We start from the raw sequence: 26,197 nt of genomic DNA, 5'->3' as shown, positions 1-26,197 counted from the left end.
GGCCCAGAACGGCACCAACTCGGCCAGCGACGTCGACTCCATCCAGAAGGAAGTCAACCAGCGCCTGGAAGAGATCAACCGCGTCACCGAGCAGACCACCTTCAACGGCACCGCCCTGTTCTCGCAGACAGCCACCACCTCCTTCAGCATTCAGGTTGGCGCCAACGATGATGAAGAAATCGACATCAGTATCGGTGCAGCCACCGGCTTCAACGTATTTTCTGACACCGGAACAACCGCTAGCGCCCTGGCGTCGGTCAACGGTAGTGCCCGCACAGTAGATGCTAAAGGCTTCGATGTCATGGGGGCTACTGCTCTGGCTGATCTGGACGCCCAGCTGAAAGTCGTCGACAACAACCGCAGTGACCTCGGTGCCGTGCAGAACCGCTTCGAGTCTGCGATCGACAACATCAGCACCACCTCGACCAACCTGAGCTCTGCCCGTTCTCGCATCGAGGACGCCGACTACGCGACCGAGGTCTCGAACATGTCCAAGGCCCAGATCCTGCAGCAGGCCGGTACCTCGGTACTGGCCCAGGCCAACCAGACCACCCAGGGTGTGCTTTCCCTGCTGCGTTGATCGTTTGATGCATCCAAGGGGGCCGGCCTATGCCGGCCCCTTTTTTTATGCCTGTAATTCAGCACAAAATACTAAATTGCACCGTTAACCAGCGCTTATCCTCGTTCTGTTCCTCTAAAGCTTGTCCTTATACTTCTCGTAATCCTTCACCCATCAGAGGCATGAGAATGAAAACACGGCGTCTTCCTAAAAAGAACAAAGGGCAAAAAAAGCATATCCCGGCAATAGCTCAAAAGGAGTTTTTAGCTCTTTATGATGATAGACAATTCAATGCAGCTGGAGAATTTGCAAAAGTACTAACAAGAAAATACCCGAAGGATAGTTTTGCGTGGAAAGCTTACAGTAGCTGTCTGCTGAAAACTGGCTACCCGGAAAAGGCAAAGGCAGCAGCAGAAAAATCCATATTGCTGGCACCGAACGATGGTCATGCACATCATTTTCTGGCGCGGGCTCACCATGAGCTGGGCAGCCCTGATGCCGCCAAAAAACACGTTTTGAAGACAATCAAGCTTGCCCCGGATTTTTCGCAGGGGCACTTTAGCGCTGCCGAAATGCTAGCTGAAAGCGGAGATTTTGAGAAAGCATATGAATACGTTTCAAGCGCAGAGAAGCTAGGGTACAGCGATAAGTCCTGTCTGGTGCTGAAGGCACACATCGCAGTAAAGCTCGGAAAATATTCCGAGTCCATTAATATAATAAACGGGCTGTTGGAGAAAGACCCCGACAATGAATACCTGTTAAACGATGCAGCAAACCTGTATAAGGATCTTGGTCAGCTAGATTCTGCCGAAGAACTCTATCTAAAAGCACTAAAACTGAACCCCAACTATCACACAGCCTATTTCAACTATATTATCGGAAAGCATTACAACCCGAAAGAAACAGCTGAAAACATAACTAAAACCATAAAAAACTGGCATCAAACATTTAAAACAAATGAACATCCTTTCACCTACGAAACAGGTTATTTTACAAAAAACCAAACTATAAAAATAGGACTCGTTTCTTCTGGATTTAGACTCCATCCAGTTGGACAAATGATAACATCTGCCCTCGAAAACACATCAGGAGACTTGGAGTTCCATGGGTACACCACCAATAATTCAAACGACTTTCTGACAAAAAGAATTTCAAAAAGATGCAGAACATGGAATCTGATAGGGAAATTAAAATCGAAGCAGCTTGCCGATAAAATACACTCAGACAACATTGATATATTGATCGACCTTTCAGGCTACGGTGATGGAAGCAGACTACCATGTCTGGCCTTGAAACCTGCACCCATTATCGTAAAGTGGGTCGGTGGGCTTATTAACACCAGTGGCCACCCATCAATTGACTACTTGATAAGTGACAACTACGAGACACCTGATGGCGTAGATGATCAATATACTGAAAAACTGATTCGGATGCCTGATGATTATATCTGTTACACACCGCCAACTTATGCGCCACAGATTACAGCACTACCTGCCATATCCAATCGGCACATAACCTTTGGATGTTTCAACAACCCGTCAAAAATAAACAGTGAACTACTGCAGCAATGGGCAATGATCATGCAGGAAATGCCTGATAGCAGGCTATTTCTTAAAAGTATTCAGTACTCAAGTGAGGAATATACGCAAGCGATTTACAGTGCCATGAGCGAACTTGGCATCAGTCCCGATCGTATCGATATCGAAGGCCCATCCAAACACAGGGATTTGCTAAACGCCTATAACCGCGTAGACATCGCATTGGACACTTGGCCCTATTCTGGTGGATTGACTACATGTGAGGCTTTCATGATGGGTGTACCCGTGGTGACCTTGCCTGGTCCTACATTTGCCGGACGACACTCTGCTACTCACTTGATCAATGCAGGAATGCCCGAACTGGTTGTCAATGACTGGGATGAATATAAACAACGTGTTATCGAGCTGGCAAGTGACATCACCAACTTGAGCCTGATCCGTGCGTGTTTGAGAAAGTTCCTTTTACAGTCACCAGTATGTAATGCGGAAAAATTCGGCAACCACTTTTCTCAGGCCATGCGCGCTATATGGAGCAGGTTTTTAAGCGGCAAACCACCAGCACCACTCAACATGTCATCTGGAGTCGCTAATTTCAACGAAGCATTTAAATCCAAGATGATCACGGAAGGTGCCATCCATCAAGATGAATTTATAATGGGTCAAATTAGCCATATCCCAAAACCAGCAGGACCACTAATAGCAGATGCCGATCGCATTCCAGGAACCCCCGTAGTAAGTATAATCTGTGCCACGTTTAACCACGAGGGTTACATTGAAGATGCCATCAAGGGCTTCCTGTCGCAAAAGACTGACTTCCCGTTTGAGATAATAATTCATGATGATGCTTCAACGGATAGCACTGCTAAAATAATTGAGAAATATGCACTTGAATTCCCATTAACAATAAAACCTATTTATCAAAAGGAAAACCAGTATTCGAGGAACAAAAAGCCTGTTGATAATAGCTTACCATTTGCGCAAGGAAAGTATATTGCTATATGCGAAGGAGATGATTATTGGACAGACAGTCAAAAAATACAAAAACAGTTCGATTACATGGAAAGAAACCCAGACTGCTCGCTAACACATCATAATGCTTTTATATTTAACGAATCTGGAATAATAGCGAGCTCTAAACTTCCCAAAGAGTTCAAAAGAAGTTACAGCAGTGAAGAACTTATTAATAATGATTGCTTCATATTAACGCTATCTGTAATGTTCAGAAGAACATTTGATAAATTCCCTCGAGAAAGGGAGAAAGTTGTTAACGGTGATCTTTTCTTAATCTCTATATTAGGTCTCCACGGTAGTAGCAAATATATGGACGACATAAAACCAGCAGCCTACAGGGTCCATAAAAAATCCATTTGGTCGAGCATGGATTACAAAAAACAAAAAACAACTTTGGCTGAAAGCTACGAGAAACTTGGGAAGTTCCATTTAAAGAAAGGCCGCAGAGAAGTACATGATGCATATTTGATAAAATCAAAAAATCTAAAATCGTGAAAAAGAGGCCGAATCATACTAATGATTCGGCCAAATTATTTAAATATTTATATTACACCTACTCTTTATCACCCCAGCCACTTTGAGACACCATAAATTTTTAAAAAATCAACATGATTAACATAAAGCTTAAACAGCCTTCTCTCAAAATTGATTATTCTTGATTGAAAATATCAACAGAGTGAATTGATTAAATCATCCTTTTCGGTCACCATCAAATCCAAAATCAAACTATCAAGAAAAAAAAATTCTGGTCGATTATGAAAAGAAAAGCGACAAAATCACCCATCCGTACGTTGTCCCTCCACTAACGACACGCGGTGCCCGACATGACTTCAGCCTACATACCACCGGCTTCTCCCTCCATTGCTACAAGTGCGCTACTGCCTCAGCAGGCCACACATAAACCGGATCCAGCCGCGCCTCCGGATCGTTCATCCTTACTCCTTTCCGAAGATGAAAAATCCGATACATCGAACGTTACTCCCGAAACACTCGATGAACTCAATGCGCTATTGGAAGGCTATAGCGTCCAGTTTGAAATCAACGATGACATTGATCGTATGGTCGTGAAACTGGTCGATAAGACCAATGGTGAGGTAGTGAGGCAGATTCCTTCCGAGGAGATGGTTAACATTATTCAGCGCATGAAGGAGGGAACGCTTCAAATGATCAATACCGAAGCCTGAATACAGAAGAAGCCCACATGATGTGGGCTTCTTTTCTTCAGATCACGCTGAACTATACCTGCATACTCATGATTTCCTTGTAGGCACTCATCAGCCGGTTCCTCACCTGAATACCCATTTCCATGGCGACGCTCGATTTCTGCATATCCACCATTACATCATTGATACCGATACCCGGCACACCTCGCTCAAATTGTTCTGCCTTCACGTTGGCAGCCTGTCTCATGCCATCAATACGATCAATGGAGGACTTGAGCATACCGGCGAAGCTTACATGATTGTTACTGTCACCATCTGACAGGGCATTCGCCCCACCTGATAACGGTTGCTGGGATGCCTGTGTTGCAGTTGCCTGTAGTTGTTGCAGGACTGCCTGCATGGAACCGGTTGTATTAATGGCCATTGCCGATCTCCGGGATCAATAGTGAACGTCCATTTTTGGATGTAAGGAAGCCTAACAGCCCCCTGCCCTGGCCGATTACAATAATTAACGATTAAAAGCGTACCTTTTCCATCCATGAAACTTTTCCCGGTTGGTAATAATACCCTCGACCCAGGCCGCGAGGTGTTCAACCTCATCTGTCATACCGGCAAGTACTGAGGTCACCGCTTTTATCTCTTGGCAGAGTTGGCGTGACGAGGCGCACATATGACTAACGGAGCTACCTCAACCACGGTGGAAGACAAGCAGAAGCCGTCGTTGATAGAGCAGATCAAGGCCAACCCGCTGATCCCCGCCATTGTGGCAGGAGCAGCAGCGCTGGCTATTATCGTGACCCTGCTTTTATGGGCTCGAACGCCGGATTACCGCGTCCTGTTTTCCAACCTGAGCGGCCGTGACGGTGGAGAAATCGTCACGCAGCTTGAACAGATGCAGATCCCGTACAAACTCACTCCCAACGGAGAAACCATTTCCATTCCCGCCGACAAGGTCGCACAAACGCGGCTGGCGATGGCAACTCAGGGCCTGCCTCATGGCGGCAATGTGGGGTTTGAATTGATGGATACCCAGTCCTTCGGGATCAGTCAATTCGCAGAGCATATTAATTATCAGCGGTCACTGGAAGGCGAACTGGCACGCTCCATCGAATCTCTGGGTAGCGTGCGTACCGCCCGGGTTCATCTGGCCATTCCAAAGCCCAGCGTCTTTGTACGTGACAAGAAAACGCCGCGGGCATCTGTGGTGCTCTCACTTTACGGTGGCCGGGTACTTGATCCGGGTCAGGTCAATGCCATTGCTCACCTTGTATCGAGCAGCGTTACCGATTTGCCGGCAAGTCAGGTCACTGTCGTTGATGAATCAGGCAAGTTGTTGTCCAGCAAGGCCAATGACGCCATGGGCAGCATGAATGAAACCCAACTGACGTATACCTCGAAAATCGAAGACAATATTCGTCAGCGTATTGAAGCCATTATTGCGCCGCTGGTTGGTCAGGAAAACGTCAAGGCCATGGTCAACGCCGATATCGATTTCTCGGTGGGCGAACATACCCAGGAACAATACGGCCCAAATCAACCGCCAAATGAAGCGGCAGTGCGCAGCCAGCAATCCAGCGAGTCAAGCCAGATCGGTGAAGGCACCGTGGGTGGCGTGCCCGGCGCACTGAGCAACCAGCCACCAGGCACGGCAGCTTCACCGATCAACAACCCCAACACGGGTGAAAACGCCAATACAGAAGTAACCGCCCCAAAATCATCCCAGAAAAACGTCACGACGAATTATGAAGTGGATCGCACCATCCGCCACGTCAAGGAAGATACCGGCACCGTCAGCCGTCTGTCAGTGGCCGTCGTTGTGGATTATCGACCCACGGTGGATGAAGAAGGCAACATCACCATGGTGGCGCTGGATGCCGATGAGCTTGATCGCATCAACCGGCTGGTACGTGAAGCCATGGGCTTCAGCGCGACACGGGGTGACTCTCTTGAAGTGGTCAACTCACGCTTTACCAAGACGCAGCCACTGCCTGAACCCGCCTGGTGGGAAAATCCACAGCTGATTGCACTGGCCATGACCATTGGCAAGTACCTGCTGATCGCTCTGGTGGCACTGATTCTCTGGAAGAAACTGGTCAAGCCCTATGCCGGCCGCTATCTGCCTGCACCTGTCGCCAGCACACCTGAAGGCTTCTCTGCCACAGTAGGCGATGACGACGAGGACGAAGATGAGGATGACGCTGAAGAAAATACAGCGCTGACCAAGGCAGAAGAACAGAAACGCCAGAAAAAACGTGATGACTACAACCGTAAACTGGACAAGACTCGCAACCTCGCGCAGGAAGATCCCAAGCTGGTTGCCGTGATTATCAAGGGGTGGATGAGCGAACATGGCAAATAATTCAGCTGTTAACGAAGAAGGTCTGGAGCGCAGCGCCATCCTGATGATGACACTGGATGAGGATACTGCCGCCGAGGTCTTCAAGTTCCTGTCCCCCAGAGATGTACAACAGCTGGGGATGGCGATGGCAGGCCTGCGTCAGGTATCCAGAGAGCGTATTGCGGAAGTCTTGAACCTTTTCCACAGTGAGCTGGATCAACTGAGCGCGATCGATATCAACTCCAGCGAACATATCCGCACGGTGCTGGTGAAGGCGCTTGGAGAAGACCGTGCCGCCAGCATGCTGGAAGATATCTTCGAGGCAAACCATGGCTCCGGCATTGATGCCCTTAACCTGATGGAGCCGACGGTGGTTGCCGAAATGATTCGCGACGAACACCCGCAGATCATTGCCACGGTAATTGTTCACCTCGAGCGCCATCAGGCGGCAGATATTCTTGCCTTGTTCGATGATGCCCTGCGCAACGACATCGTCCTGCGTATTGCCACGTTCAGTGGTGTCCAGCCCGCTGCCCTGCAGGAACTCACCGAAGTACTGGGCGGCCTGCTCGATGGCCAGAACCTCAAGCGCAGCAAGATGGGCGGCGTAAGAACCGCGGCCGAAATTCTCAACCTGATGAATACTACTCAGGAAGAGAGCGTTATCGAGACCGTCCGCAATTACAGCGATTCTCTCGCCCAGCAGATCATCGACGAGATGTTCGTGTTCGAGAACATTGCCGACCTCGACGACCGTACGATCCAGCGCATCATGCAGGATATCGATACCAACTCGCTGGTTGTGGCACTCAAGGGTGCACCGGAAGAAATGCTCAACCGCTTCCTGTCCAACATGTCCAACCGTGCTGCCGAGATGATGCGAGAAGACATGCAGATGCGCGGGCCGCTTCGTGTATCCGTCGTTGAAGCAGAACAGAAAAACATTCTGCTGCTGATCCGAAGGCTGGCCGATTCCGGTGAAATTCAAATCAGCGGAGGTGATGAGGCATATGTCTGATGCACCCGAGCATTGGCAACGATGGGAAATGGGGTCACTGGAGCGGCGTGCCGGCACCCGCCCTGCCGCCGCCAAAGGCCCCGATCCTCGCCAGCAGCGGCGTGAGGAGGATGCCAGACGTCGTGCCATATACGAGCAGGCCCGCAGGGAAGGCATGGAAGCCGGGCGTCAACAGGGATATGAAGAAGGCTTCAACGAAGGCCGCAAGGATGGAGAGCAACAGGCCCACGACGAGTATGCCAACATGCTGGCCGTGCGGCTGGATAATACCATTTCACCGATCAGCGTACTGGTAGAGCAGTTTTCACACAGCATGGCGCATCTCAATGAAGATCTTGGGCGGCAGCTGGTCGATCTAGCCCTTGAAACAGGTCGCCAGCTGGCCAATCGAGCACTGGATCTGTCACCGGAACATATTCTGGATGATGTTGAGGATCTGCTGGCCAACGAGCCCACGCTGACAGGTCAACCTCGTTTATTTGTCAATCCCGACGATCTTGATCTGGTAAAAAACCAGCTTTCCGAAGCACTCACCCAGGCCGGCTGGCAGCTGCTGGCCGACCATGACATGCAGCGCGGTGATTGCCGCATTGAAACCGACTTCCGTGAAATTGATGCCACGCGTGCCGGACGGTGGGATCGCATCCGCCAGGCCGTGGGCCATGGTGAACATTGATGACATCCCTCTCGTCGCCGTTTACAGCGCACTGGCACCAACGCCTCACTCAGGCCACCGGACAGGTCAACCGCGTTAGACAAACCCAGGAGTTCGGTCGACTGACCCGGGCCGCCGGCCTGGTACTTGAAGCCACCGGCCTCAAACTGCCACTGGGTTCAAGCTGTCTGATCGAACTGGATGACCATAGCGGCACGGCCGAAGCCGAAGTTGTCGGATTTACCGGTGACCGGCTGTTCCTGATGCCTTACGTCGAAACTGCCGGACTGGTACCCGGCGCACGGGTTCGAGCCATCGATACCGGCCACCAGCAAGGCAAGCGCTTTCCTGTCGGTCATGCCCTGCTGGGCCGGATCGTTGATGCACGGGGCCGCCCTCTGGACGGCAGGCCGGCGCCGGAAGATGCCGAATACGTTTCCCTGAACGCACCAATCCTCAACCCATTGCAACGCGAGCCGATAAAGGAAGTACTGGATGTGGGCGTTCGCAGTATCAATGCCCTGTTGACCATTGGCCGCGGGCAGCGGCTGGGCCTGTTTGCCGGGTCCGGCGTAGGTAAAAGTGTACTGCTGGGCATGATGGCACGTTATACCCGAGCCGATGTCATCGTTGTAGGTTTGATCGGTGAGCGCGGCCGCGAGGTCAAGGATTTCATCGAGAACATTCTGGGCGATGAAGGAATAAAGCGCTCGGTGGTGGTAGCAGCACCAGCAGACAATTCACCACTGCTGCGGCTTCAGGGAGCGGCTTATGCTACCCGTCTGGCAGAGGATTTCAGGGACAAGGGCCTGAATGTCCTGTTGATCATGGACTCCCTCACCCGATATGCCATGGCTCAGCGAGAAATTGCACTGGCGATTGGTGAACCTCCTGCCACCAAGGGATATCCACCCTCGGTATTTGCCCGGCTACCGGCGCTGGTCGAGCGAGCGGGCAATGATGCGCCGGACAAGGGATCAATTACCGCTTTCTACACGGTACTGACCGAAGGCGACGACCAGCAGGATCCAATTGCCGATGCCGCACGCGCCATTCTCGATGGCCATATCGTGTTGTCACGGCGGCTGGCCGAAGCGGGACACTACCCCGCCATTGACATTGAAGCATCGATAAGTCGTGCGATGACCGCACTTATCGACGAAACACATTTCGACCGAATCAAGTACTTTAAACAAATGATGTCACGCTACCAGCGAAACCGGGACTTGATCAGTGTTGGCGCCTATGCGCCCGGCAGTGACCCGCTACTGGACCAGGCCATAAAGCTCTATCCGAAGCTTGAAGAGTTTCTCCAGCAGCGCATGTCCGAAAGCACGACCTACGGTGAAGCTGTGATGAAGCTCAACCATCTCTTTTGATGGCAAGGTTCAAGGAGTAAACGATGGCAAGCCATTCTTCTGCACTGGATACACTGATCGATCTTGAAACCAGTGAACGTGATAACGCTGCACAGCAACTGGGCAAGCTTCGCCAGACGCGCCAGCAAAGTCAAAAACAGCTTGATATGTTGCTCGAGTATCGCAGCGAATACCGCCAGAGACTCGACGACGCCATGAAAAACGGCATCAGCATGAATGAGCTGCAGAACTATCAAAGCTTCATCGTCAGCCTTGACCAGGCCATCGAACAGCAGCGTCACTCGCTGAACTCCTGTGATAGCCATGTATCTCAGGGTGTTCGTGACTGGCAGCACCATCAGCAGCGGCTGAATTCCTATGATGTACTGGCCACTCGTCGGCGTGAAGAAGCTGATGAGAGCGCCCGCAAGCAGGAACAACACCAGTCTGACGAATTTGCCAGTCGCGCCGTCTCACAATTTGGCTGAGCCTTCAGGAAATATCACCATGACCTCTTCAGTGACGATGTTATCTCCCTCGGCTGCTCCCGCCAGCAGCCCCGGAAAAGGCAGTACCGCCAGCGAAGGCAGCGATCAAACCTTCAACAGCATGTTCAGCGACTCGGTGTCACGTCAGCAGGCGCGTCCGGAAGGACCCGCCGAAGGCAGGCCTCAAGGCCCGGATCAGCAAGGCTCATCGACCTCATCACCTGATGAGGCCACAGCTGCCAGGGGGGATGAGGCTGACAGCACCACTGCCGATACGGAGACAGATCACTCTGTTGCCAAAAACAGGGCCATTGACTCGGAAGCCTGGTCATCCGGTGCATTGACCTCAGGGAATGCGCCTAAAATGCCAGCAGAAATGTCTGACGCACTGGCAAACAAGCCGTCAGGCCCCAAGGGGCTGATTGATCAACTCTCTGCCTTCAAGGCGCTTTCTGCACGCATGAGTGCAGGAGCCACCACTGCTGAACAAGGTTCGGATACAGGAAGAGCTGTCAGGGCAGGAGGTGAAAAAACGGCGCTTGCGACTGCAGTTTCAACAGCTTCAGAAAGGATTGATAAAGGCGCTGCGTCAAAACAGGGCCTTCGCGATCTGGCCAGTAGCGCGGAAAACCAGGATGTCAAGGACGCTGCTGCCACCCTGGGTGCCGGCGCAGCCTCACTGGCGCAGCAGGCAACCTCTCAGGCACCCCGCAGCGCTGGAGCGGCATCAAATAATGTATCTCAGGGTACATCACGCCCCGCCGCACTCCACAAGGAAGCGTTCCAGGGCGAACAGGCAACTGATCAGCGTCAACGTCTGGCTGCACAAAACATTGCAGAAGCCGATGACCGGCAACAGGGCAAGGGTGGAAATGATCGGCGTGGCGATACCGCCCTTTCCGTGGCTGGCATGTATTCACAGCACGGCAGCCAGGAGAGTTCCTCCTCTGCCCAGGTTTTTTCCAGCCTGCTGCAGCAATCCAGCGGTACTTCCCAGCAGATGGCTGCGCCCGGAAGCGTAGCGGCTCAGGCGGCGACATATAGCGGCGTGGTAAATGAATCCCTGGGAACTCAGGGCTGGAATCAATCGATGGGGCAGCATGTCATCCGCATGAGCCATCAGGGAATGGGGCAGGCCGAACTGCACCTTAATCCCAGAGATCTCGGACCACTGTCCATCAGCCTCAAGATGGATGACCAGGGAGCACAGGCCCATTTCTTTTCAGCCAATGCTCATGTTCGTGCCGCCGTAGAGTCTGCACTTCCCCAACTGAAGGAAGCCATGGCTGACAACGGTATTTCCCTGGGGCAAACCAGTGTCAATGACCAGCAAGGGCAGCCATCACAGCAGTTCAGCTTCAATCAGTCCTCCGACCAGCAGGGCAATGGCCGCACGTCCGGTGGCGATGCCGGTATTGGCGAAGCAGACGTGGTAACAACCGCCGATGACATCATGCAGCGGAGCACACCAGCATCACGACCCGGGGGCGTTGATCTTTTCGCCTGAGCAGGAAAACGCTATCAAAAAGGGGCCGAAAGGCCCCTTTTTCAATGATGACACTCAGTGAATCCTGTCTACGCCCTCCCCGCATAACCTGCCTTTAAGCCCCGGTTCTAAAAGCAAAAGGTAACCCTCTCGATCACGTCTTTTTAGTCCTTCGTTCGGCGCCAGCCTGCGTACTATCAACACTATCAACAGCCCGGCACAGAAAGGCACATTCATGGCAAAAGCAAACGTAAAAACCACCGCTCCTGAAGAAAAGAAGAAATCCAAGACATGGCTGATCGTTTTGCTGGCCGTGTTGCTGACGGCAGGTGCTGCGGCGGGTGCGTACTATTTTCTGCTGGCTGACAAGGGTCCGGGTGAAGAACAGGTCGCAGAAGTAACACCCCCGCCCCCCCCACCGGCTCCAGTCTTTGTCGAGCTCAAGCCGTTTACCGTCAACCTGGGTGACAATAGTGGACGCATGCTCTATGTCGGGATTTCCCTGCGTGCCGGTACCGACAATGACAAGCTGCAGCTGGTCGAGCATATGCCGGAAGCACGTAACCGTATTCTGATGGTACTTACCAGCAAGAAAACGGACGAACTGACCACACTCGATGGCAAAAAGACATTGGCTGACGATATTCGCACAGCCTTTTCACAGCCCTTCGAAGGGACTCAGGCACCGGTCACCGTATCGGATGTGCTCTTCACCGATTTCATTATTCAGTAACCTGACAAGGACACAGCCATGGCTGATGACATGCTTTCGCAGGATGAGATCGATGCCCTGCTGAAAGGTGTAAGCGGGGATGAGGACGAAGGTGCCTCCGCCGCGCAGGACACCTCGTCGGGCAAGAAGATTCGTCCCTATGACCCGGCTACCCAGCAGCGCATGATCCGACGCCGCCTGCATGGTCTGGATATCATCAATGAACGGTTCGCGCGGCGCTTCCGCATGGCCCTGTTCAACCTGATTCGCCGCACGGCCGACATCACGGTAGGGCCTGTTAAATATCAGCGATACATTGATTTTACTCGTAACCTGCCGGTGCCTGCCAATATCAACATGATCGCCATCAAGCCTCTTCGGGGCAATGCGCTGATCGTCTTCCCACCCAACGTGGTTTTTCTGGTGGTAGACAACCTGTTTGGCGGCGATGGGCGCTTTTTGACCAAGTCGGAAGGCCGCGAGTTTACCCATACCGAACAGCGCCTGATTCGACGTCTGCTGAACCTGGCACTGGAAAGCTATGGCGAAGGCTGGCAAAGCATTTTCCCGGTAGAGCTTGAGTACCAACGCTCGGAAATGCAGGTGAAGTTCACCAATATCGTGAACACACCCAATGAGCTGGTGATCAACACCACATTTCATCTTGAAGTCGGTGCCTTTGGCAGTGATTTCCATATCTGCATGCCCTACGCCATGGTCGAGCCGATCAAGGAAGAGATGTCGGGCACGCAGCAGAACATGGACAAGGATGAAGAGCAGTTCCGCCGCCGCAAGCTGGCAGGTGAGGTCAAGGACTCAAGTGTGGATCTGGTGGCCACCTTCGGGGAAATACACACACATCTGGCCCGCATCTCGAAAATGAAGGTTGGAGATGTATTTCCCTTTGACCTGCCAAAGGACGTGATTGCACGCATCGATGGCGTGCCGGTACTGGAATGCAACTATGGCTCGACCAACGGGCAAAAAGGGCTGCGCGTCAAACGCGTGATTGACCATGTCGTACAGGACACTTACCGGGATTTGAAAAATGTCTGATCCAAACAAGCCTGAAGATCAAAAAGACAACGACACCGACCTCCCTGCCAGCGAAAGCGATAGCACGGAGCCGAGTGCCGAGGATATCTGGGGCGATGCCTTCGCCGAACAGGCCGATGCCGAAGGTCAGGAAGAAGCCAGTGCCGAGGATATCTGGGGCGACGCCTTCGCCGAACAGGAAGAGGTCGAGCAGGCCCAGAGCACTGCGACAAATGCCACCGCTGCAAGCGCCGATGACATTTTCAAGTCACTGGATGGCCCGGCGGCCGGACAAAATCATTTGCCGCGCGAACTCGACGTCATCATGGAGATTCCGGTCACCATGTCCGTCGAACTGGGCCGCACCCGGCTGACAATTCGTCAGTTACTGGACCTGGCCAAGGGCTCGGTCGTTGAGCTTGAAGGGCTGGCCGGTGAGCCGATGGACATTCTGGTCAACGGGTACCTGATCGCTCAGGGTGAAGTCGTTGTGGTCGATGACAAGTACGGCATCCGCGTCACTGACATTGTCAACCCGACCGAGCGCATCCAGAGGATCAACCGCTGATGGCCCAGCTCGACCAGACAGCCATGGATACGGCCGTCAGTATCGGGCAGGCCTCATCAGCTGGCGCCTATACCACGCTAGGAACGTCTGGTGAATGGGCCGGCATGGCCAGCATGGGTAAAATGGCGCTGGGACTGCTTGTAGTCATTGCGCTGATTTTTGCCTGCAGCGCGATGATCAAGCGCATGGGCGCCCTGCGCCATCTCCGTGGTGACAGCCAGTTGCGCGTCATCAGCGCTCAGCAACTTGGGCAGAGAGAGCGTATCGTCATGGTGGAAACCGAGGATGCGCGGCTGGTACTGGGTGTTACCCCCCATGCCATTTCAGTACTGCATACCCTGCCCCCATCACCACGAGACGCCAGTCTGGTCGATGCCGAACACAACGGCCCGGCCACGCGGCCCACCTTCAAGCAGGCACTGGCCCATCAGTTGAAACATTCATTCAAGCGCTCAACAACATCAGGGCAGGACCGCTCATGATTCGCTTTTTCCTGACACTGACCATCCTTATGATCGGTATGGCAGGACAGAGTTGGGCTGCAGCTCCGGGATTCATCGCCCAGTCCACCGCCGACGGCAGTCAGGAATGGTCCCTGAATATTCAGATGCTGGTGCTGCTGACATCCATGGCGTTCCTGCCGGCCGCTCTTTTGATGATGACCGGGTTCACCCGCATCATCATCGTTTTCAGCCTGTTGAGAACAGCCATGGGTACCCAGTCAGCGCCATCCAATCAGATTCTGGTCGGCCTGGCGCTGTTTCTGACCTTTTTTGTCATGTCACCGGTTTTTACCCAGATCTACGATGAAGCCTATGTGCCCCTGTCCAATAATGAGATTACGATGGAGCAGGCCATCACAACCGGCGCCGGACCGCTTCGCACATTCATGATGAATCAGACTCGCGAATCAGACCTGGCCCTGTTTGCACGACTTGCCGATGCACCGGCCATGCAAGGGCCGGACGATGTTCCCATGCGCCTGCTGCTGCCGGCTTACGTCACCAGCGAATTGAAAACGGCCTTTCAGATCGGCTTCACTATCTTCATTCCCTTTCTGATCATTGATCTGGTGGTGGCCAGTGTACTGATGGCACTCGGGATGATGATGGTGCCGCCCGCAACGATTTCACTGCCCTTCAAGCTGATGCTGTTTGTGCTTGTCGATGGCTGGCAACTGCTGATGGGCTCACTGGCCCAAAGCTTCTACATGGGCTAGCGCAGTCGGGAGACACGGATGACCCCTGAAACCGTAATGAATCTGGCCTATCAAGCCATGAAACTCATGCTGCTGCTGGCCGCACCGCTGTTGCTGGTAGCTTTGATGGTCGGCCTGCTGGTCAGCCTGTTCCAGGCTGCCACACAGATCAACGAAATGACGCTGTCATTCATTCCCAAGATTCTGGCCGTATTTCTGACGCTGGTCGTCGGTGGCTCATGGATGATCGGCAATATTGTAGATTTCACCCGAACGCTTTTTTACAGCATTCCTCAGCTGATCAGTGGGTAGGTCAGCATGATTGAGCTGACATCGGCCCAGATGAATCAGTGGATCATCGAATTTCTATGGCCCTTCGTGCGTGTTCTGGCCTTTGTGGCAGCCGCGCCGATTTTCCGCCATTCCAGTATGCCTCGCATGATTCAGATCGGTGTAGCTGCCATGCTGAGCTTTACCATGGTACCTGGCCTGCCCCCCATGCCGGCCATACCCGTTATTTCCTGGGCCGGCGGCTGGCTGATCATTCAACAGGTTCTGATCGGAGTCGCACTGGGCTTTGTGGTTCGGCTCGTGTTTGCTGCCATTCAAATGAGTGCCAACATCATCGGCTTTCAGATGGGCCTATCGTTTGCATCGGTATTCACACCCGATTCCGGGGGCACCACCATGGTCCTGGCCCGTTTCTTTGACTTGATTGCCATGATGCTGTTTCTGGCTCTTAACGGGCATCTGTACATGCTGGAAGTATTGCGCGATACCTTCATCCTGCTTCCGATCGGTGCAACGTCTCTGAATGCCAATGCATGGCAGACAGTAGCACTCTGGGGCAGCATGATCTTCAGCGCGGGGCTATTACTCGCTCTTCCACTGGTTACTTCCCTGTTGATCGTGAACATGGCCATGGGCATTTTGAACAGGGCCGCCCCACAGCTGACCATCTTCTCCATCGGTTTCCCAATGACGCTGTTATTCGGTGTCGTCTTGCTGACCTTTCTTCTCCCTGAAATGGGAGGCATCTTTGAAGGGCTGTTCAAGCAGGGACTCGACATGATGTCAGAGCTTTCCACTCAGTTGGGCCAACCACCTGCACCATCATGAAAAGCGATATCCGGATGTAAAAAAGCCCCGCGACAAGCGAGGCTTTTTTTGTGCTACCGACGGTCAGATCAGATCAAACAGCGACATGCGCTGCACCTGACTAAAGGTTTTTTGCGCCGCTTCAAGCGACGTCTGCTTGAGCGTGTATTCAGAAATGGCCTCGGCATAATCCAGATCCACCAGCGAGGAAAGCCGATCTGTATAAGCAAGTTTTCGGTCGCCGCCAATAGTGTCCAGCACGTCCACCTCGTTCATGCGCGCGCCTACGGACGAACGGACGGTCAGGACATTATCAAGCCCGTTACTCATTTGACGCGACGCCGAGGATAGCGTGTTGGACAACCGTGCCCTGGCCACATCCGTATTCTGTTCCGTGCTCAGCGCATCCACGACACCCTTCAGAGTATTAATGAAGTTATTGTCCTGCTCACGCCCACGAGCCACGCTGAAACTGTCACCATCTTCCGGAGTGCCATCGACCGCCAGTGAAAGTCCGCCAAAGGTAATTTGCGAGCCGGGCGTATACGGCTGAGGCGATGTGGTAGTGCCGGCCGTCAGATTTTCAACAGAATAGGTAATATTGCCGGCCCCATCATTTTGAAAGGCGATAGAGAAATCATTGCCGTACTCGGCATCCGCCGAATTACTTACTGATGGGCCGGTAAAGGTCGCAGTACCTGCATTGGAATCCTCAGCACGTGCCACGAATTTCGCACCCGCCGTAATCGAAGAAAACACATCCAGGCCACTATCGAATGACTCCATGCTGCGTGAGGCATCGACTTTCATGAACTGCTGGTTGTTATCACCCTGATAACTGACAGTGCCGTCGGCATTGGTACCAAAGGGAACGGTACCTGTCTGGGAGCCGGAAAAGAGGTAGTTGCCATTGCCATCGGTCGAGTTGGCAAGTCCGACCAGTTCCTGATAAATGCTGTCCATGGCCGTCGCCAGCGATAGTCGGTCGGAATCGGACAGCGTTCCATTACCGGCCTGAACCAGTTTGTCCTGAGCCGACTGAATCGCTGAGGTCACACTATTGAGGATGGTTTCCTCCAGTGCCATGTTCTGCGTCATGGTGGTGCGGGCATCAGCATACTGTTTTGTTTCCGACAGCGACTGCCGGGTAATCAGTGCCTGTGATGCAGCGCTGGGATCATCCGACGCGGTTACCACACGCCTGCCGGTCGACATTTGAAGACTCACATCTGTCAGCTTGGACTGCTGATTCAGCATGGCCGACAAACTGGTACTGAACATGGAAGCCGTACTAAGACGCATGATAATTACCCCATGATACCGATTAGAGTGTTGAACAGGTTCTGGGCTGTACCGATAACCTTGGCATTGGCAGTGTAGAGCTGCTGATACTTGAGCAGATTGGCCGCTTCTTCCTCCAGGTTAACCCCGGATACGGATTGTTGAGCGGTACTGATCTGATTGACCACGCTGTCCTGAGCACTGCTTTTGACCTTCAACGCCGCCGTTTCAGTACCTGCGTTACTGACTAGCTGCGCATAGGCCCCACTGAAGGAGGTGGTACCACCTACCGTAAGACCGCCCTGCAAGTCTGCCATCGCCTGCGCATTGGTATTGTCACCCAGGCTGCCGCTGGAACCGGCCGCTGCCAGCTCGGCGGCATCGCTCAGTGCCAGCGCGAGCGATCGTCCGGCATTTTCCGTTGGCTTGACCACAAAGGAATCCCCATCCTGGGGCGTACCACTGACGGCAATGTTCAGGCCATCCAGGGTCATCACTGGATCACCATCGGCATTATTCGGTAATGATGCCGCTGAAAAGGTGGTAGTGCTATTGTCGCTGTCGCGCGTCACCATGTAATCGCCACCGTCATAGGTCACGGTGTAATTGCTGGCTTTCACTTCACTGTAATCGCCGCTGAAAGTGGTCGATAGCGTAGCTGTACCGTCATTGTTGGCATTGGAATAGGAAGAGGGTTCATCAAACGTAAACAGGGCCTTTCCGGCATCACCGTTGAGGTCAAAACCAGCTTCGTGCTGCTCGTTGAGAGCCCCCCCAAGCGCTACTGCAATCTGGCCAAGCCGGCCCTGTGCATCAGTCAGACCTTCATTTCTGAACCCCAGAAGCCCCCCGATGACACCACCATCAAGACGCTTTTCATTCAGTTCAACGCTGTTGCCACTGCTGTTGACCAGGGCCAGCGTTTTTCTGGTCGGATCCTCGTCTGAATCCTCAACGGCCATCTTGAAGCTCTTTTCGCCCAACACCAGTGACTGACCGGTAGGCAACGACACATTGTATTTGCCGTTTTGTTCGATGACATCCACTGACGTCAGCTCACTGAGCTTTGAAACGAACAGGTCTCGCTGATCCAGCAGATCGTTGGGAGCCTCACCCGTACGTGCAGTGGTCAGTGTAATTTGCTTGTTAAGGTTGGAAATCTGATCGGTATAACTGTTGATCTGACTGACCGCATCATCAAGCTGGCTTTCGACACCGGTTTCCATATCGCCAAGATAATTGGACACCGAATTGAACTGCGCCACCATGCTCTGGGCATTACCCAGCAGGGTCTCGCGTACAGCAGGGTCTGTCGGCGTATTGGACAAACTCTGCAAGCTCGAAAAGAAATTGGCCATCATGGTCGACAGGCCTGATTCATCATTGGCCAGTACATTATCGATCTGCGACATCTGCGTCAGCTGGGTGTTATACGCTCCCTGCTCACTTTTGGCCTCATTGAGCTGCGTCGAAATGTACCCTTCATACTGGCGGGCAATTCCCTGAACGTTGACACCATTGCCAAAGTAACCTTCTGCGCTGGAGGATCCCGGCAACTGCTTCAGGTTGACAATCTGACGGTTATAGCCTTCGGTGTCGGAATTACTGATGTTGTTGCTGGTGGTATTCAGTGCGGCCTGAGAGGCCCTGAGACCCGACAGACCGATATTGATCAGATTTGCCATAGTTTTCCCCGAATAGCCCGGTGGGCGTCAGTAATTACTCTGAAACTTGTTAACGGCGGCCTTGCCATAAAGTGAAGCCCGAATGGGCTTCACATGATCAGAAAATGCGGGAGGGAGTTTGATCAAGGGTATAGCGAGCAAGGCGGTCATCCGATGAGGCGCCCGTCAGGCGACCACTGGCGGAAGGCTCACTGACACTCCCTGATGATGCGACAGCCTTCCCCAGGTGCTCTGGAAGCTGCGACATGATGGAAATGAGCTTACGTGCATACTGCGGATCCGTAGCGTAGCCACTATTTTGAAGCTGCCATGCAGCAGCTTCATCACTTTCAGCAGCCACCACGCCATCGTAACGGCTGTTTTCCGTCAGAAGACGTGCGTAATCCTGAAAGGATTGCTCATAGGAATGATAGACCCTGAATCCATCTTTCATCCGGTAGGCTTCCTTCCCGGCATATTCGGTCGTCATTACATCGGCTCGCTCTCCCTGCCAGCCCGAGGTCGCCTTGATATTGAACAGGTTATGGCTTTTGCTGCCATCGGCCGCGGCAATTTCATGCCGCCCCCAGCCGGTTTCAAGGGCTGCCTGCGCCACGATCAGACGACTCGAGACACCGGCTACCGCACTGATGCGCTCGGCTGCAGCGCCAACCTTGTCAATGAAGGCCTGAACATGCGTGGGAAGTGATGAGGCGTCAGCAGAGCGCGCAGGAGTAACAACGCGCGTCTCCGCCTGCTCGGCCACAAGTACCTGCGCCTTGAACCAGTCACCGGATGACGTGGTATCCCGTGCCTGCCGGTTATCACGTATCCATTCCTGCTTGAGCTCGCCAGGTGTACCTACCGGGATGCCCGCCACCAGGGGCTGGCTGGCATGCAGCGCCTCAGGACTCGCATCATTGACCGCAGGCACATCCTTGCCGCCCAGCTGCTTGATCAGCATGTCCGCAATGCCGATGCCCTGGCCGGACATGGTCTGCGCCCATTGTTGATCCATCATGGACTGATACATTTTGGTTTGATTGCTACCCAGAAGACCGCTTTCAGGCACCGTGTCACGCATGCCTTTCAGCATCATCTGCATCAACATGGCTTCAAATTGTCTGGCAGTCTGCTTCAGGCCTTCCTGCTGATCCTGTCGAGCCGTGAACTTGAGCCGGGATACCCCCTGAACATCAAGTGCAAATTTAGAGGATAAATCCATAAGGCCTCCTATATCACATCCAGTTCAGCATGAAGGGCACCAGACGTTTTCAGTGCCTGAAGGATCGACATCAGATCCGTCGGTGTCGCCCCCAGAGCATTAAGAGCATTGACCACATCCGACAGACGGGCACTGGCGTTGATCACCTGCAGCGAGCCATCCCCTTCCTGCAGGGAGACATCGGCATTCGGCACCACGGCCGTATTGCCACCGGCCAGCGCATTGGGCTGGGACACAATCGGATTGTTATCGATTACTACGGACAGGTTGCCGTGGGCTACTGCCGCCTGACTAAGCGTCACGGTGCCATTCATGACGACCGATCCGGTACGCTGATTGATGACCACCTTGGGTGACGGCGCCCCGGTGCCCACATCCACCCGCTGAATCTGGGCCAGAAAGGCGACCTGCGCTGATTTTTCAATCGGTGCCCTCAGCTCGATCGTACGTGAGTTAAGTGCCCGTGCAATCGGCCTGCCAAAGCTTCGATTGATCGAATTCATGGTATCAAGCGCCGTATTGAAATCGGCATCCTTGAGCTCAAGCGTCATCCGCCCATCCGTAGCCAGATCCAGAGGCACGCTCCGTTCGATGATCGCGCCATCGACGACACGTCCTGCAGACAACTGATTGACCGCAATACTGGAGCCACCTGCTGAAGCGCCGGCCCCGCCGATCAGTACGTTCCCCTGGGCAAGCGCATACACCTGTCCATCAGCTCCCTTGAGGGGGGTCATCAACAACGTACCGCCGCGCAGGCTCTTGGCATTACCCACTGAGGACACCACGACATCAACAGCCTGGCCCGGGCTTGCAAAGGGTGGCAGCTTGGCCGTTACCATGACCGCCGCCACGTTTTTAAGCTGCATGTTGCTGCCTGTGGGTACCGTGATGCCGAGCTGCGACAGCATGTTGCGCAGCGCCTGACCGGTAAAGGGCGCCTGTGTTGTCTGATCACCGGAATTATCGAGACCGACGACCAGTCCGTAACCAATGATAGGGTTTTCACGAACACCAGCGATGGTGGCAATATCCTTGAGGGGTGCCGCGCTCGCCGCGCCGGAACATGTGAGCAGCAAGGCACTCATCAGTACAGACAGCCATCGATTCAATGTGGTCATCATCATGTGATACCCGCGTTTGACTAAAAGGGTGAGATATTAAGAAAGAAGCGCTGCAGCCAACCCATCCGCTGTGCTTCATCAATGTATCCATCGCCGTAGTACTCAAGACGGGCATCCGCGACCTGAGTGGATTCAATCGTATTGGCAGTGGTAATAAATGCCGGATTGACCACCCCGGAAAAGCGAATGTATTCAGCGCCCTGATTGATGCCGATCTGCTTCTCGCCGGCCACTCGCAGATTGCCGTTGGGCAGTACATCCATGACAGTCACGGTAATGGTGCCGACAAAGGTATTGGCTGCGCTGGCGCCACCCGAGCCGTTGAAATCAGACCCGCCACTCATGTCCATATTCTGATCCGGAGTCACCAGCCCGCCGGTAATTCGCGGAACGGTAGTGATACCCAGCGTGGCGGATCCATTCCGACTGGCATTGGCTGCCGAACTCTTGGTCGCACTGACATCTTCATTCAATTCAATCGTCAGGATGTCACCAATGCCACGGGGCCGACGATCTTCAAACAGAGGACGAACATAATTGGCCTGGTAAATGGAGCCATTGGCTACCGCTACCGGAGCGGGCTGAGGCGGTGAGGTGGTTGGCCCCTGAACAATATTCTGACGAGGAATATAGGCGCAGGCCGTCATGGAAAGCGCCATGCACACCACAACAACCGTCTTGAAGATATCTCGCCCCTGCCTGCCCTGTGTCATCATGCCGGCACTACCGTTGTCAGAGCTGAGTCAGACGCTGAAGCATCTGGTCAGACGTGGATACGGCCTTGGAATTGATTTCGTAGGCCCGCTGGGTGGCAATCATGTTGACCATTTCCTCGACCACGTTGACGTTGGACGTTTCGAGATAGTTCTGCTCGATCAGACCAGCCCCGTTATTGCCCGGGATACTGTCAGTCGGAGCGCCTGATGCCGTGGTTTCGGCATACAGGTTATTCCCCATGCTTTGCAGGCCTGAATTATTGATGAAGGTGGTCAGCTGAATCTGACCAATCTGATTGCTCTGTGAATCGCCAGGCTGAGTCACGGACACGATGCCATCCTGGCTCACCGAGATTGACAGGGCATTTGCCGGCACGACGATAGCCGGCTGAATTGGAAAACCACTGGAAGTTACCAGCTGGCCATTCTGGTCAAGTTCGAATGAGCCATCACGAGTGTAAGCCAGGGTGCCATCCGGCATCTGTACTGTAAAAAAGCCACCGCCATTGATGGCCATATCCTTGGCATTACCGGTTTCTTCCAGATTGCCCTGGGTATGGAGGCGCTCTGTAGCCACCTGCTGTACGCCGGTACCAATCTGAAGACCGGAAGGCAGATTGGTCTGAACAGACGTCATTGCCCCTGGCTGACGGGCATTTTGATAAAGCAAATCTTCAAATGCAGCACGGGAGCGCTTGAAACCGGTCGTACTGACGTTGGCCAGGTTATTGGATACCACATCAAGCTTGGTCTGCTGAGCATCCAGCCCGGTCTTGGCGATCCAGAGAGAACGAATCATCGTGTTACCTCATCAAGTCAGTGACAACAACTGGTTGGCACGCTGTTCGTTTTCGTCAGCAGTATCAACCATGCGCATATTCATTTCGAAGCGACGGGCGTTATCGATCATGGCCACCATGGCTTCAGTAGCATTGACGTTACTGCTCTCCAGTGCGCCTGATACAAGAGAGACGCCATCATCTCCCGGCAGTCTGGGCGGTGCAGGATTGCCGTTGGCATCAGCCTGCATCCTGAAGAGGCCATCATCGCCTCTTTTCATCATTTCGTTGCCGGGATTAACGAGCTTCAAACGCCCTACTTCGGCCAATGTATTGGGTTGATCCCCAAGACCCAGGGCTGAAATCGTGCCATCGGAAGCTACGGAGAAGGAGGCATTAAGAGGAAGTACTACAGGTCCGCCTTCGCCCATGACCGGCTTTCCGCCGGACATCAAAAGCCCGGTGGCATCCACTCGCAACCGGCCATCACGGGTATAGACTTCACGCCCATTACCATCGTCTACCGCCAGCCACCCGTCCCCATCGATGGCCACATCAAGAGAACGGCCGGTTTCCTCGATCATGCCTTCGGAATAGTCAGCGCCCGGCGTGGTGTCTGCCACCACAGAGCGCGTTGCCAGGCCGTCCCCCTGAATGGGAACGGCCCGAAAGGCAGACAATTGCGATTTGAAACCGGTCGTTGAGACATTGGACAGGTTGTTGGCGACAACAGCCTGCCGCTCGAGGGTTTGTTGCGCGCCGGAGAGCGCGGTATAAATCATCCGATCCATGTCTGTCCTCCCGGTTTAGTGATAATTAGCGCAGCGTGACCAGAGTCTGCAGGATCTGATCCTGAGTCTTGATGGTCTGGGCGTTGGCCTGATAATTACGCTGTGCCACGATCATGTTGACCAGCTGCGCAGACAGATCCACGTTGGAACCTTCAGTGGCACCGGCAATCAGGCTGCCCAGCTGTCCACTCCCGGCAGTACCCAGCAGCGGCTGACCGGAGGCCGTGGTTTCAACCCAGCCATTATCACCGACGGATTCAAGACCCTGCATGTTACGGAAGTTGGCCAGCGCCAATTGCCCCAGCGCCTGGGTCTGGTCATTGGAGTAGCTCGCGGTCAAGGTGCCATTCTCCTCAATGGAGATGCCGACCAGCGCACCGGAGGTATAACCATCCTGATCCAGCGTGGTGAGGTTGAAGTCACTGCCGAACTGGGTGGTACCATCAAAATCGAGTTCAAAGTCGAGGTTGTTTACTGCAGTTCCCAGATCAAAGCTGAACGCCAGTGGAGTGTTGGTGGTAAGCACGCCACTATTATTGAACGTCAGGGTCTGTTGTTGCCCGGTTGTTGCATCGACATCAGCACCATCGATGGATGCAAAAACATTCCAGGTATTATCGGCTGTATCATCCTTCGCAAAGTAAAGGGCAATATCATGCGCCGTGCCCTGGGAGTCGTAGGACGTCATGGTATTGGAGTAGCTATAGGTCCGGTCATCATCCGATTCAAAGTTGGCCGCGGCCAGACCTGCACTACTGGCATCCAGGTTCAATACCGCTTCTGCCTGCGTCGTTGCCTTCGCGGCGAGAGCATCCGTCGGCACCTGTAACGCAACAGGCTCGCCCCCGGTGCCCTGACCCGCGGCATAACCGGTCAGGAATGACCCGGATGCATTGGCCAGAAATCCGGTAGACGTCATGGTCAGCTGACCATTACGGGAATAGGTCGTCTGTGAGCCGTCATTGAACCGGAAGAACCCCTCTCCGTTGATCGCCAGATCCAGATCGCGACCGGTTGTTTCAATCGACCCGGAGCCAAAGCTCTGTGTTACTGCAGCGACCTTGACGCCCAGCCCCGCCTTGGCACCAGCATAGATGTCGGCAAATTCGGCACGGCTGGACTTGTAGCCAACGGTCGCCGAGTTGGCGATGTTGTTACCAATGACGTCCAGGTTGCTGTTGGCTGCATTAAGCCCGCTTACGCCTTGTGAAAATGACATGTGATCAATTCCTCGTGATGCATTTGAATAGAAGGATCGCGCTCATGGGCACAACCCCTGAAAAGCACGCCTTAAAGCACCTGGTACACATCACCCAGTGAAATGGCTCTGGTGCCGATATCCAGTGATGTTTCACCATTGATGGTGTTCACCCCCCGAACAAAGCCGTAATCGAGCGCCGTGGAAGGCACCTTGCCTGCACTGTTACTGGCCTCTATGGAGAACTTGTAACCGGCGCCTGCCTCGGCAACTCCCCCATCATCCATTGAGCCGTCCCAGTAGAAGGATTGTGTGCCGGCATCGATGGCACCCATGTCATAGGTGCGCACCGTATTACCTACGGCGTCCCGAATTGACACGGTGACATTGCTGGCCGGATCATCCAGAGAGATGCCGAATGGAGTAATCACCCCATCTTCACCCACCAGAATGTCGTTACCGGACACCATTACTCCCTTGTCAACCAGGGCAGTAGCCTGCAGCTGCTGGGTGGTATTGATCTGTTTGGTGATGGCCGCCAGCGTTTCATTAAGCTCGGAAATACCACTGACGGTATTGATCTGAGCCAGCTGAGACGTCATTTCCGAGTTTTCCATCGGATTCAGCGGATCCTGATTCTGCATCTGTGTAATCAGCAACGTCAGAAACTGATCCTTCATCTCATCCGCATCGGAAGACATCGCACTGGGCGAGCTGCTGGAAGCGTTGGCGGTACCGTTAATGGCGCTGAGCGCCGATGCACTGATAGCCATGACAGACTCCCTGTTATTCGCCCAGCGTCAACGTTTTGAGCATGAGCGACTTGTTGGTGTTGAGCACCTCGACATTGGCCTGGTAAGACTTGGATGCCGAAATCATGTTGACCATCTCGGCTGCCGGGTCGACGTTCGGCTTGCGAACGTATCCTTGGTCATCAGCCATCGGGCTTTTGGGGTCAAACTCCAGTCGAAACGGCGATTGATCCTCCAGCACTTCTGTAACGCGCACGCCTCCAGTGGCCTGCCCGGGGGCAGCATCCAGCTCGAACCGGACATGCTTGGCCCGGTAAGGCTCACCATCCGGCCCGGCCACGCTGTCGGCATTGGCCAGGTTACTGGCGGTGGTGTTCATGCGCTGGGACTGGGCAGTCAGCGCTGAACCGGCGATGTTGAATACATTGAACATGCTCATTTA

At 53.6% G+C, this 26,197-nt stretch carries 27 protein-coding genes; 16 read left to right on the top strand and 11 right to left on the bottom strand.

Annotation, left to right across the window (positions count from 1 at the left end; all coding sequences use genetic code 11):
* From NAT21_RS06060 to NAT21_RS06050, 3 genes are all read left to right on the top strand, one after another.
* On the top strand, nucleotides 1-580 hold a 580-nt coding region (locus NAT21_RS06060; RefSeq protein WP_284732663.1), incomplete at its 5' end, for a flagellin.
* 167 nt (nucleotides 581-747) lie between these two features.
* Nucleotides 748-3,603 (top strand): O-linked N-acetylglucosamine transferase family protein, encoded by a 2,856-nt coding sequence (locus NAT21_RS06055; protein ID WP_250936463.1) that lies wholly within the window; start codon nucleotides 748-750, stop codon nucleotides 3,601-3,603.
* Nucleotides 3,604-3,932: 329 nt separating this feature from the next.
* Nucleotides 3,933-4,292 (top strand): flagellar protein FlaG, encoded by a 360-nt coding sequence (locus NAT21_RS06050; protein WP_250936462.1) that lies wholly within the window; start codon nucleotides 3,933-3,935, stop codon nucleotides 4,290-4,292.
* Between the two features lie 52 nt (nucleotides 4,293-4,344).
* Here the strand turns inward: NAT21_RS06050 and fliE are convergent, their stop codons facing one another.
* A complete protein-coding gene (gene fliE, locus NAT21_RS06045) occupies nucleotides 4,345-4,695 on the bottom strand; it encodes a flagellar hook-basal body complex protein FliE (RefSeq protein ID WP_250936461.1) in 351 nt (116 codons plus the stop codon).
* Nucleotides 4,696-4,941: 246 nt separating this feature from the next.
* On the opposite strand from fliE, the gene fliF reads away from it, so the two are divergent.
* The 13 genes from fliF (at nucleotide 4,942) to fliR (ending at nucleotide 16,246) form a co-directional block, all read left to right on the top strand.
* On the top strand, nucleotides 4,942-6,630 hold the full coding sequence (fliF, locus tag NAT21_RS06040) for a flagellar basal-body MS-ring/collar protein FliF (protein WP_250936460.1): 1,689 nt from the start codon (nucleotides 4,942-4,944) through the stop codon (nucleotides 6,628-6,630).
* Nucleotides 6,620-7,627 (top strand): flagellar motor switch protein FliG, encoded by a 1,008-nt coding sequence (gene fliG, locus NAT21_RS06035; RefSeq protein WP_250936459.1) that lies wholly within the window; start codon nucleotides 6,620-6,622, stop codon nucleotides 7,625-7,627. Before fliF ends, fliG begins: the two co-directional genes overlap by 11 nt.
* A complete protein-coding gene (locus NAT21_RS06030) occupies nucleotides 7,620-8,303 on the top strand; it encodes a flagellar assembly protein FliH (protein WP_250936458.1) in 684 nt (227 codons plus the stop codon). The genes fliG and NAT21_RS06030 overlap by 8 nt, the downstream gene beginning before the upstream one ends.
* Complete coding sequence (gene fliI / locus NAT21_RS06025; RefSeq protein ID WP_250936457.1) at nucleotides 8,303-9,661, top strand: flagellar protein export ATPase FliI; 1,359 nt, start codon at nucleotides 8,303-8,305, stop codon at nucleotides 9,659-9,661. Before NAT21_RS06030 ends, fliI begins: the two co-directional genes overlap by 1 nt.
* Nucleotides 9,662-9,684: 23 nt before the next feature.
* Nucleotides 9,685-10,128 carry a flagellar export protein FliJ gene (gene fliJ / locus NAT21_RS06020; RefSeq protein ID WP_250936456.1) on the top strand — a complete coding sequence of 148 codons (444 nt, stop codon included), beginning with the start codon at nucleotides 9,685-9,687 and terminating at the stop codon, nucleotides 10,126-10,128.
* A 19-nt stretch (nucleotides 10,129-10,147) separates the two neighbouring features.
* Nucleotides 10,148-11,635: a flagellar hook-length control protein FliK gene (locus NAT21_RS06015; RefSeq protein ID WP_250936455.1), complete on the top strand. Its 1,488-nt coding sequence runs from the start codon at nucleotides 10,148-10,150 to the stop codon at nucleotides 11,633-11,635.
* A gap of 214 nt (nucleotides 11,636-11,849) precedes the next feature.
* Complete coding sequence (fliL, locus tag NAT21_RS06010; protein ID WP_250936454.1) at nucleotides 11,850-12,347, top strand: flagellar basal body-associated protein FliL; 498 nt, start codon at nucleotides 11,850-11,852, stop codon at nucleotides 12,345-12,347.
* An 18-nt stretch (nucleotides 12,348-12,365) separates the two neighbouring features.
* Complete coding sequence (fliM, locus tag NAT21_RS06005; protein ID WP_250936453.1) at nucleotides 12,366-13,382, top strand: flagellar motor switch protein FliM; 1,017 nt, start codon at nucleotides 12,366-12,368, stop codon at nucleotides 13,380-13,382.
* A complete protein-coding gene (gene fliN / locus NAT21_RS06000; RefSeq protein WP_250936452.1) occupies nucleotides 13,375-13,929 on the top strand; it encodes a flagellar motor switch protein FliN in 555 nt (184 codons plus the stop codon). The genes fliM and fliN overlap by 8 nt, the downstream gene beginning before the upstream one ends.
* On the top strand, nucleotides 13,929-14,411 hold the full coding sequence (gene fliO / locus NAT21_RS05995; RefSeq protein WP_250936451.1) for a flagellar biosynthetic protein FliO: 483 nt from the start codon (nucleotides 13,929-13,931) through the stop codon (nucleotides 14,409-14,411). Before fliN ends, fliO begins: the two co-directional genes overlap by 1 nt.
* On the top strand, nucleotides 14,408-15,148 hold the full coding sequence (gene fliP, locus NAT21_RS05990) for a flagellar type III secretion system pore protein FliP (protein ID WP_407658215.1): 741 nt from the start codon (nucleotides 14,408-14,410) through the stop codon (nucleotides 15,146-15,148). Before fliO ends, fliP begins: the two co-directional genes overlap by 4 nt.
* 18 nt (nucleotides 15,149-15,166) lie before the next feature.
* The gene (gene fliQ, locus NAT21_RS05985; RefSeq protein ID WP_250936450.1) at nucleotides 15,167-15,439 is read left to right on the top strand and encodes a flagellar biosynthesis protein FliQ; all 273 of its coding nucleotides are present in this window, start codon (nucleotides 15,167-15,169) and stop codon (nucleotides 15,437-15,439) included.
* A gap of 6 nt (nucleotides 15,440-15,445) precedes the next feature.
* A complete protein-coding gene (fliR, locus tag NAT21_RS05980; RefSeq protein ID WP_250936449.1) occupies nucleotides 15,446-16,246 on the top strand; it encodes a flagellar biosynthetic protein FliR in 801 nt (266 codons plus the stop codon).
* Nucleotides 16,247-16,309: 63 nt separating this feature from the next.
* On the opposite strand, the gene flgL is transcribed toward fliR, so the two are convergent.
* From flgL to flgC, 10 genes are all read right to left on the bottom strand, one after another.
* Nucleotides 16,310-17,527, bottom strand: coding sequence for a flagellar hook-associated protein FlgL (gene flgL, locus NAT21_RS05975; RefSeq protein WP_250936448.1), 1,218 nt, complete (start codon nucleotides 17,525-17,527; stop codon nucleotides 16,310-16,312).
* Between the two features lie 5 nt (nucleotides 17,528-17,532).
* On the bottom strand, nucleotides 17,533-19,191 hold the full coding sequence (gene flgK, locus NAT21_RS05970) for a flagellar hook-associated protein FlgK (RefSeq protein ID WP_250936447.1): 1,659 nt from the start codon (nucleotides 19,189-19,191) through the stop codon (nucleotides 17,533-17,535).
* Nucleotides 19,192-19,288: 97 nt separating this feature from the next.
* Nucleotides 19,289-20,395, bottom strand: a complete 1,107-nt coding sequence (flgJ, locus tag NAT21_RS05965) for a flagellar assembly peptidoglycan hydrolase FlgJ (RefSeq protein WP_250936446.1) — start codon at nucleotides 20,393-20,395, stop codon at nucleotides 19,289-19,291.
* Nucleotides 20,396-20,403: 8 nt separating this feature from the next.
* Nucleotides 20,404-21,516, bottom strand: a complete 1,113-nt coding sequence (locus NAT21_RS05960; protein ID WP_250938004.1) for a flagellar basal body P-ring protein FlgI — start codon at nucleotides 21,514-21,516, stop codon at nucleotides 20,404-20,406.
* Nucleotides 21,517-21,539: 23 nt separating this feature from the next.
* Nucleotides 21,540-22,232 (bottom strand): flagellar basal body L-ring protein FlgH, encoded by a 693-nt coding sequence (locus NAT21_RS05955; RefSeq protein WP_407658238.1) that lies wholly within the window; start codon nucleotides 22,230-22,232, stop codon nucleotides 21,540-21,542.
* A 19-nt stretch (nucleotides 22,233-22,251) separates the two neighbouring features.
* Nucleotides 22,252-23,034, bottom strand: coding sequence for a flagellar basal-body rod protein FlgG (flgG, locus tag NAT21_RS05950; protein WP_250936445.1), 783 nt, complete (start codon nucleotides 23,032-23,034; stop codon nucleotides 22,252-22,254).
* Between the two features lie 12 nt (nucleotides 23,035-23,046).
* The gene (locus NAT21_RS05945; protein ID WP_250936444.1) at nucleotides 23,047-23,805 is read right to left on the bottom strand and encodes a flagellar basal body rod protein FlgF; all 759 of its coding nucleotides are present in this window, start codon (nucleotides 23,803-23,805) and stop codon (nucleotides 23,047-23,049) included.
* Between the two features lie 25 nt (nucleotides 23,806-23,830).
* The gene (gene flgE, locus NAT21_RS05940; protein ID WP_250936443.1) at nucleotides 23,831-25,024 is read right to left on the bottom strand and encodes a flagellar hook protein FlgE; all 1,194 of its coding nucleotides are present in this window, start codon (nucleotides 25,022-25,024) and stop codon (nucleotides 23,831-23,833) included.
* Between the two features lie 71 nt (nucleotides 25,025-25,095).
* The gene (locus NAT21_RS05935) at nucleotides 25,096-25,776 is read right to left on the bottom strand and encodes a flagellar hook assembly protein FlgD (RefSeq protein ID WP_250936442.1); all 681 of its coding nucleotides are present in this window, start codon (nucleotides 25,774-25,776) and stop codon (nucleotides 25,096-25,098) included.
* A 13-nt stretch (nucleotides 25,777-25,789) separates the two neighbouring features.
* Nucleotides 25,790-26,194 (bottom strand): flagellar basal body rod protein FlgC, encoded by a 405-nt coding sequence (gene flgC / locus NAT21_RS05930; protein WP_250936441.1) that lies wholly within the window; start codon nucleotides 26,192-26,194, stop codon nucleotides 25,790-25,792.
* Between the last annotated feature and the right edge of the window lie 3 nt (nucleotides 26,195-26,197).

Source organism: Larsenimonas rhizosphaerae (assembly GCF_023700005.1).
Classification (GTDB): Bacteria; Pseudomonadota; Gammaproteobacteria; order Pseudomonadales; family Halomonadaceae; genus Larsenimonas; species Larsenimonas rhizosphaerae.
This window is presented reverse-complemented; position numbering and strand designations above follow the sequence as displayed.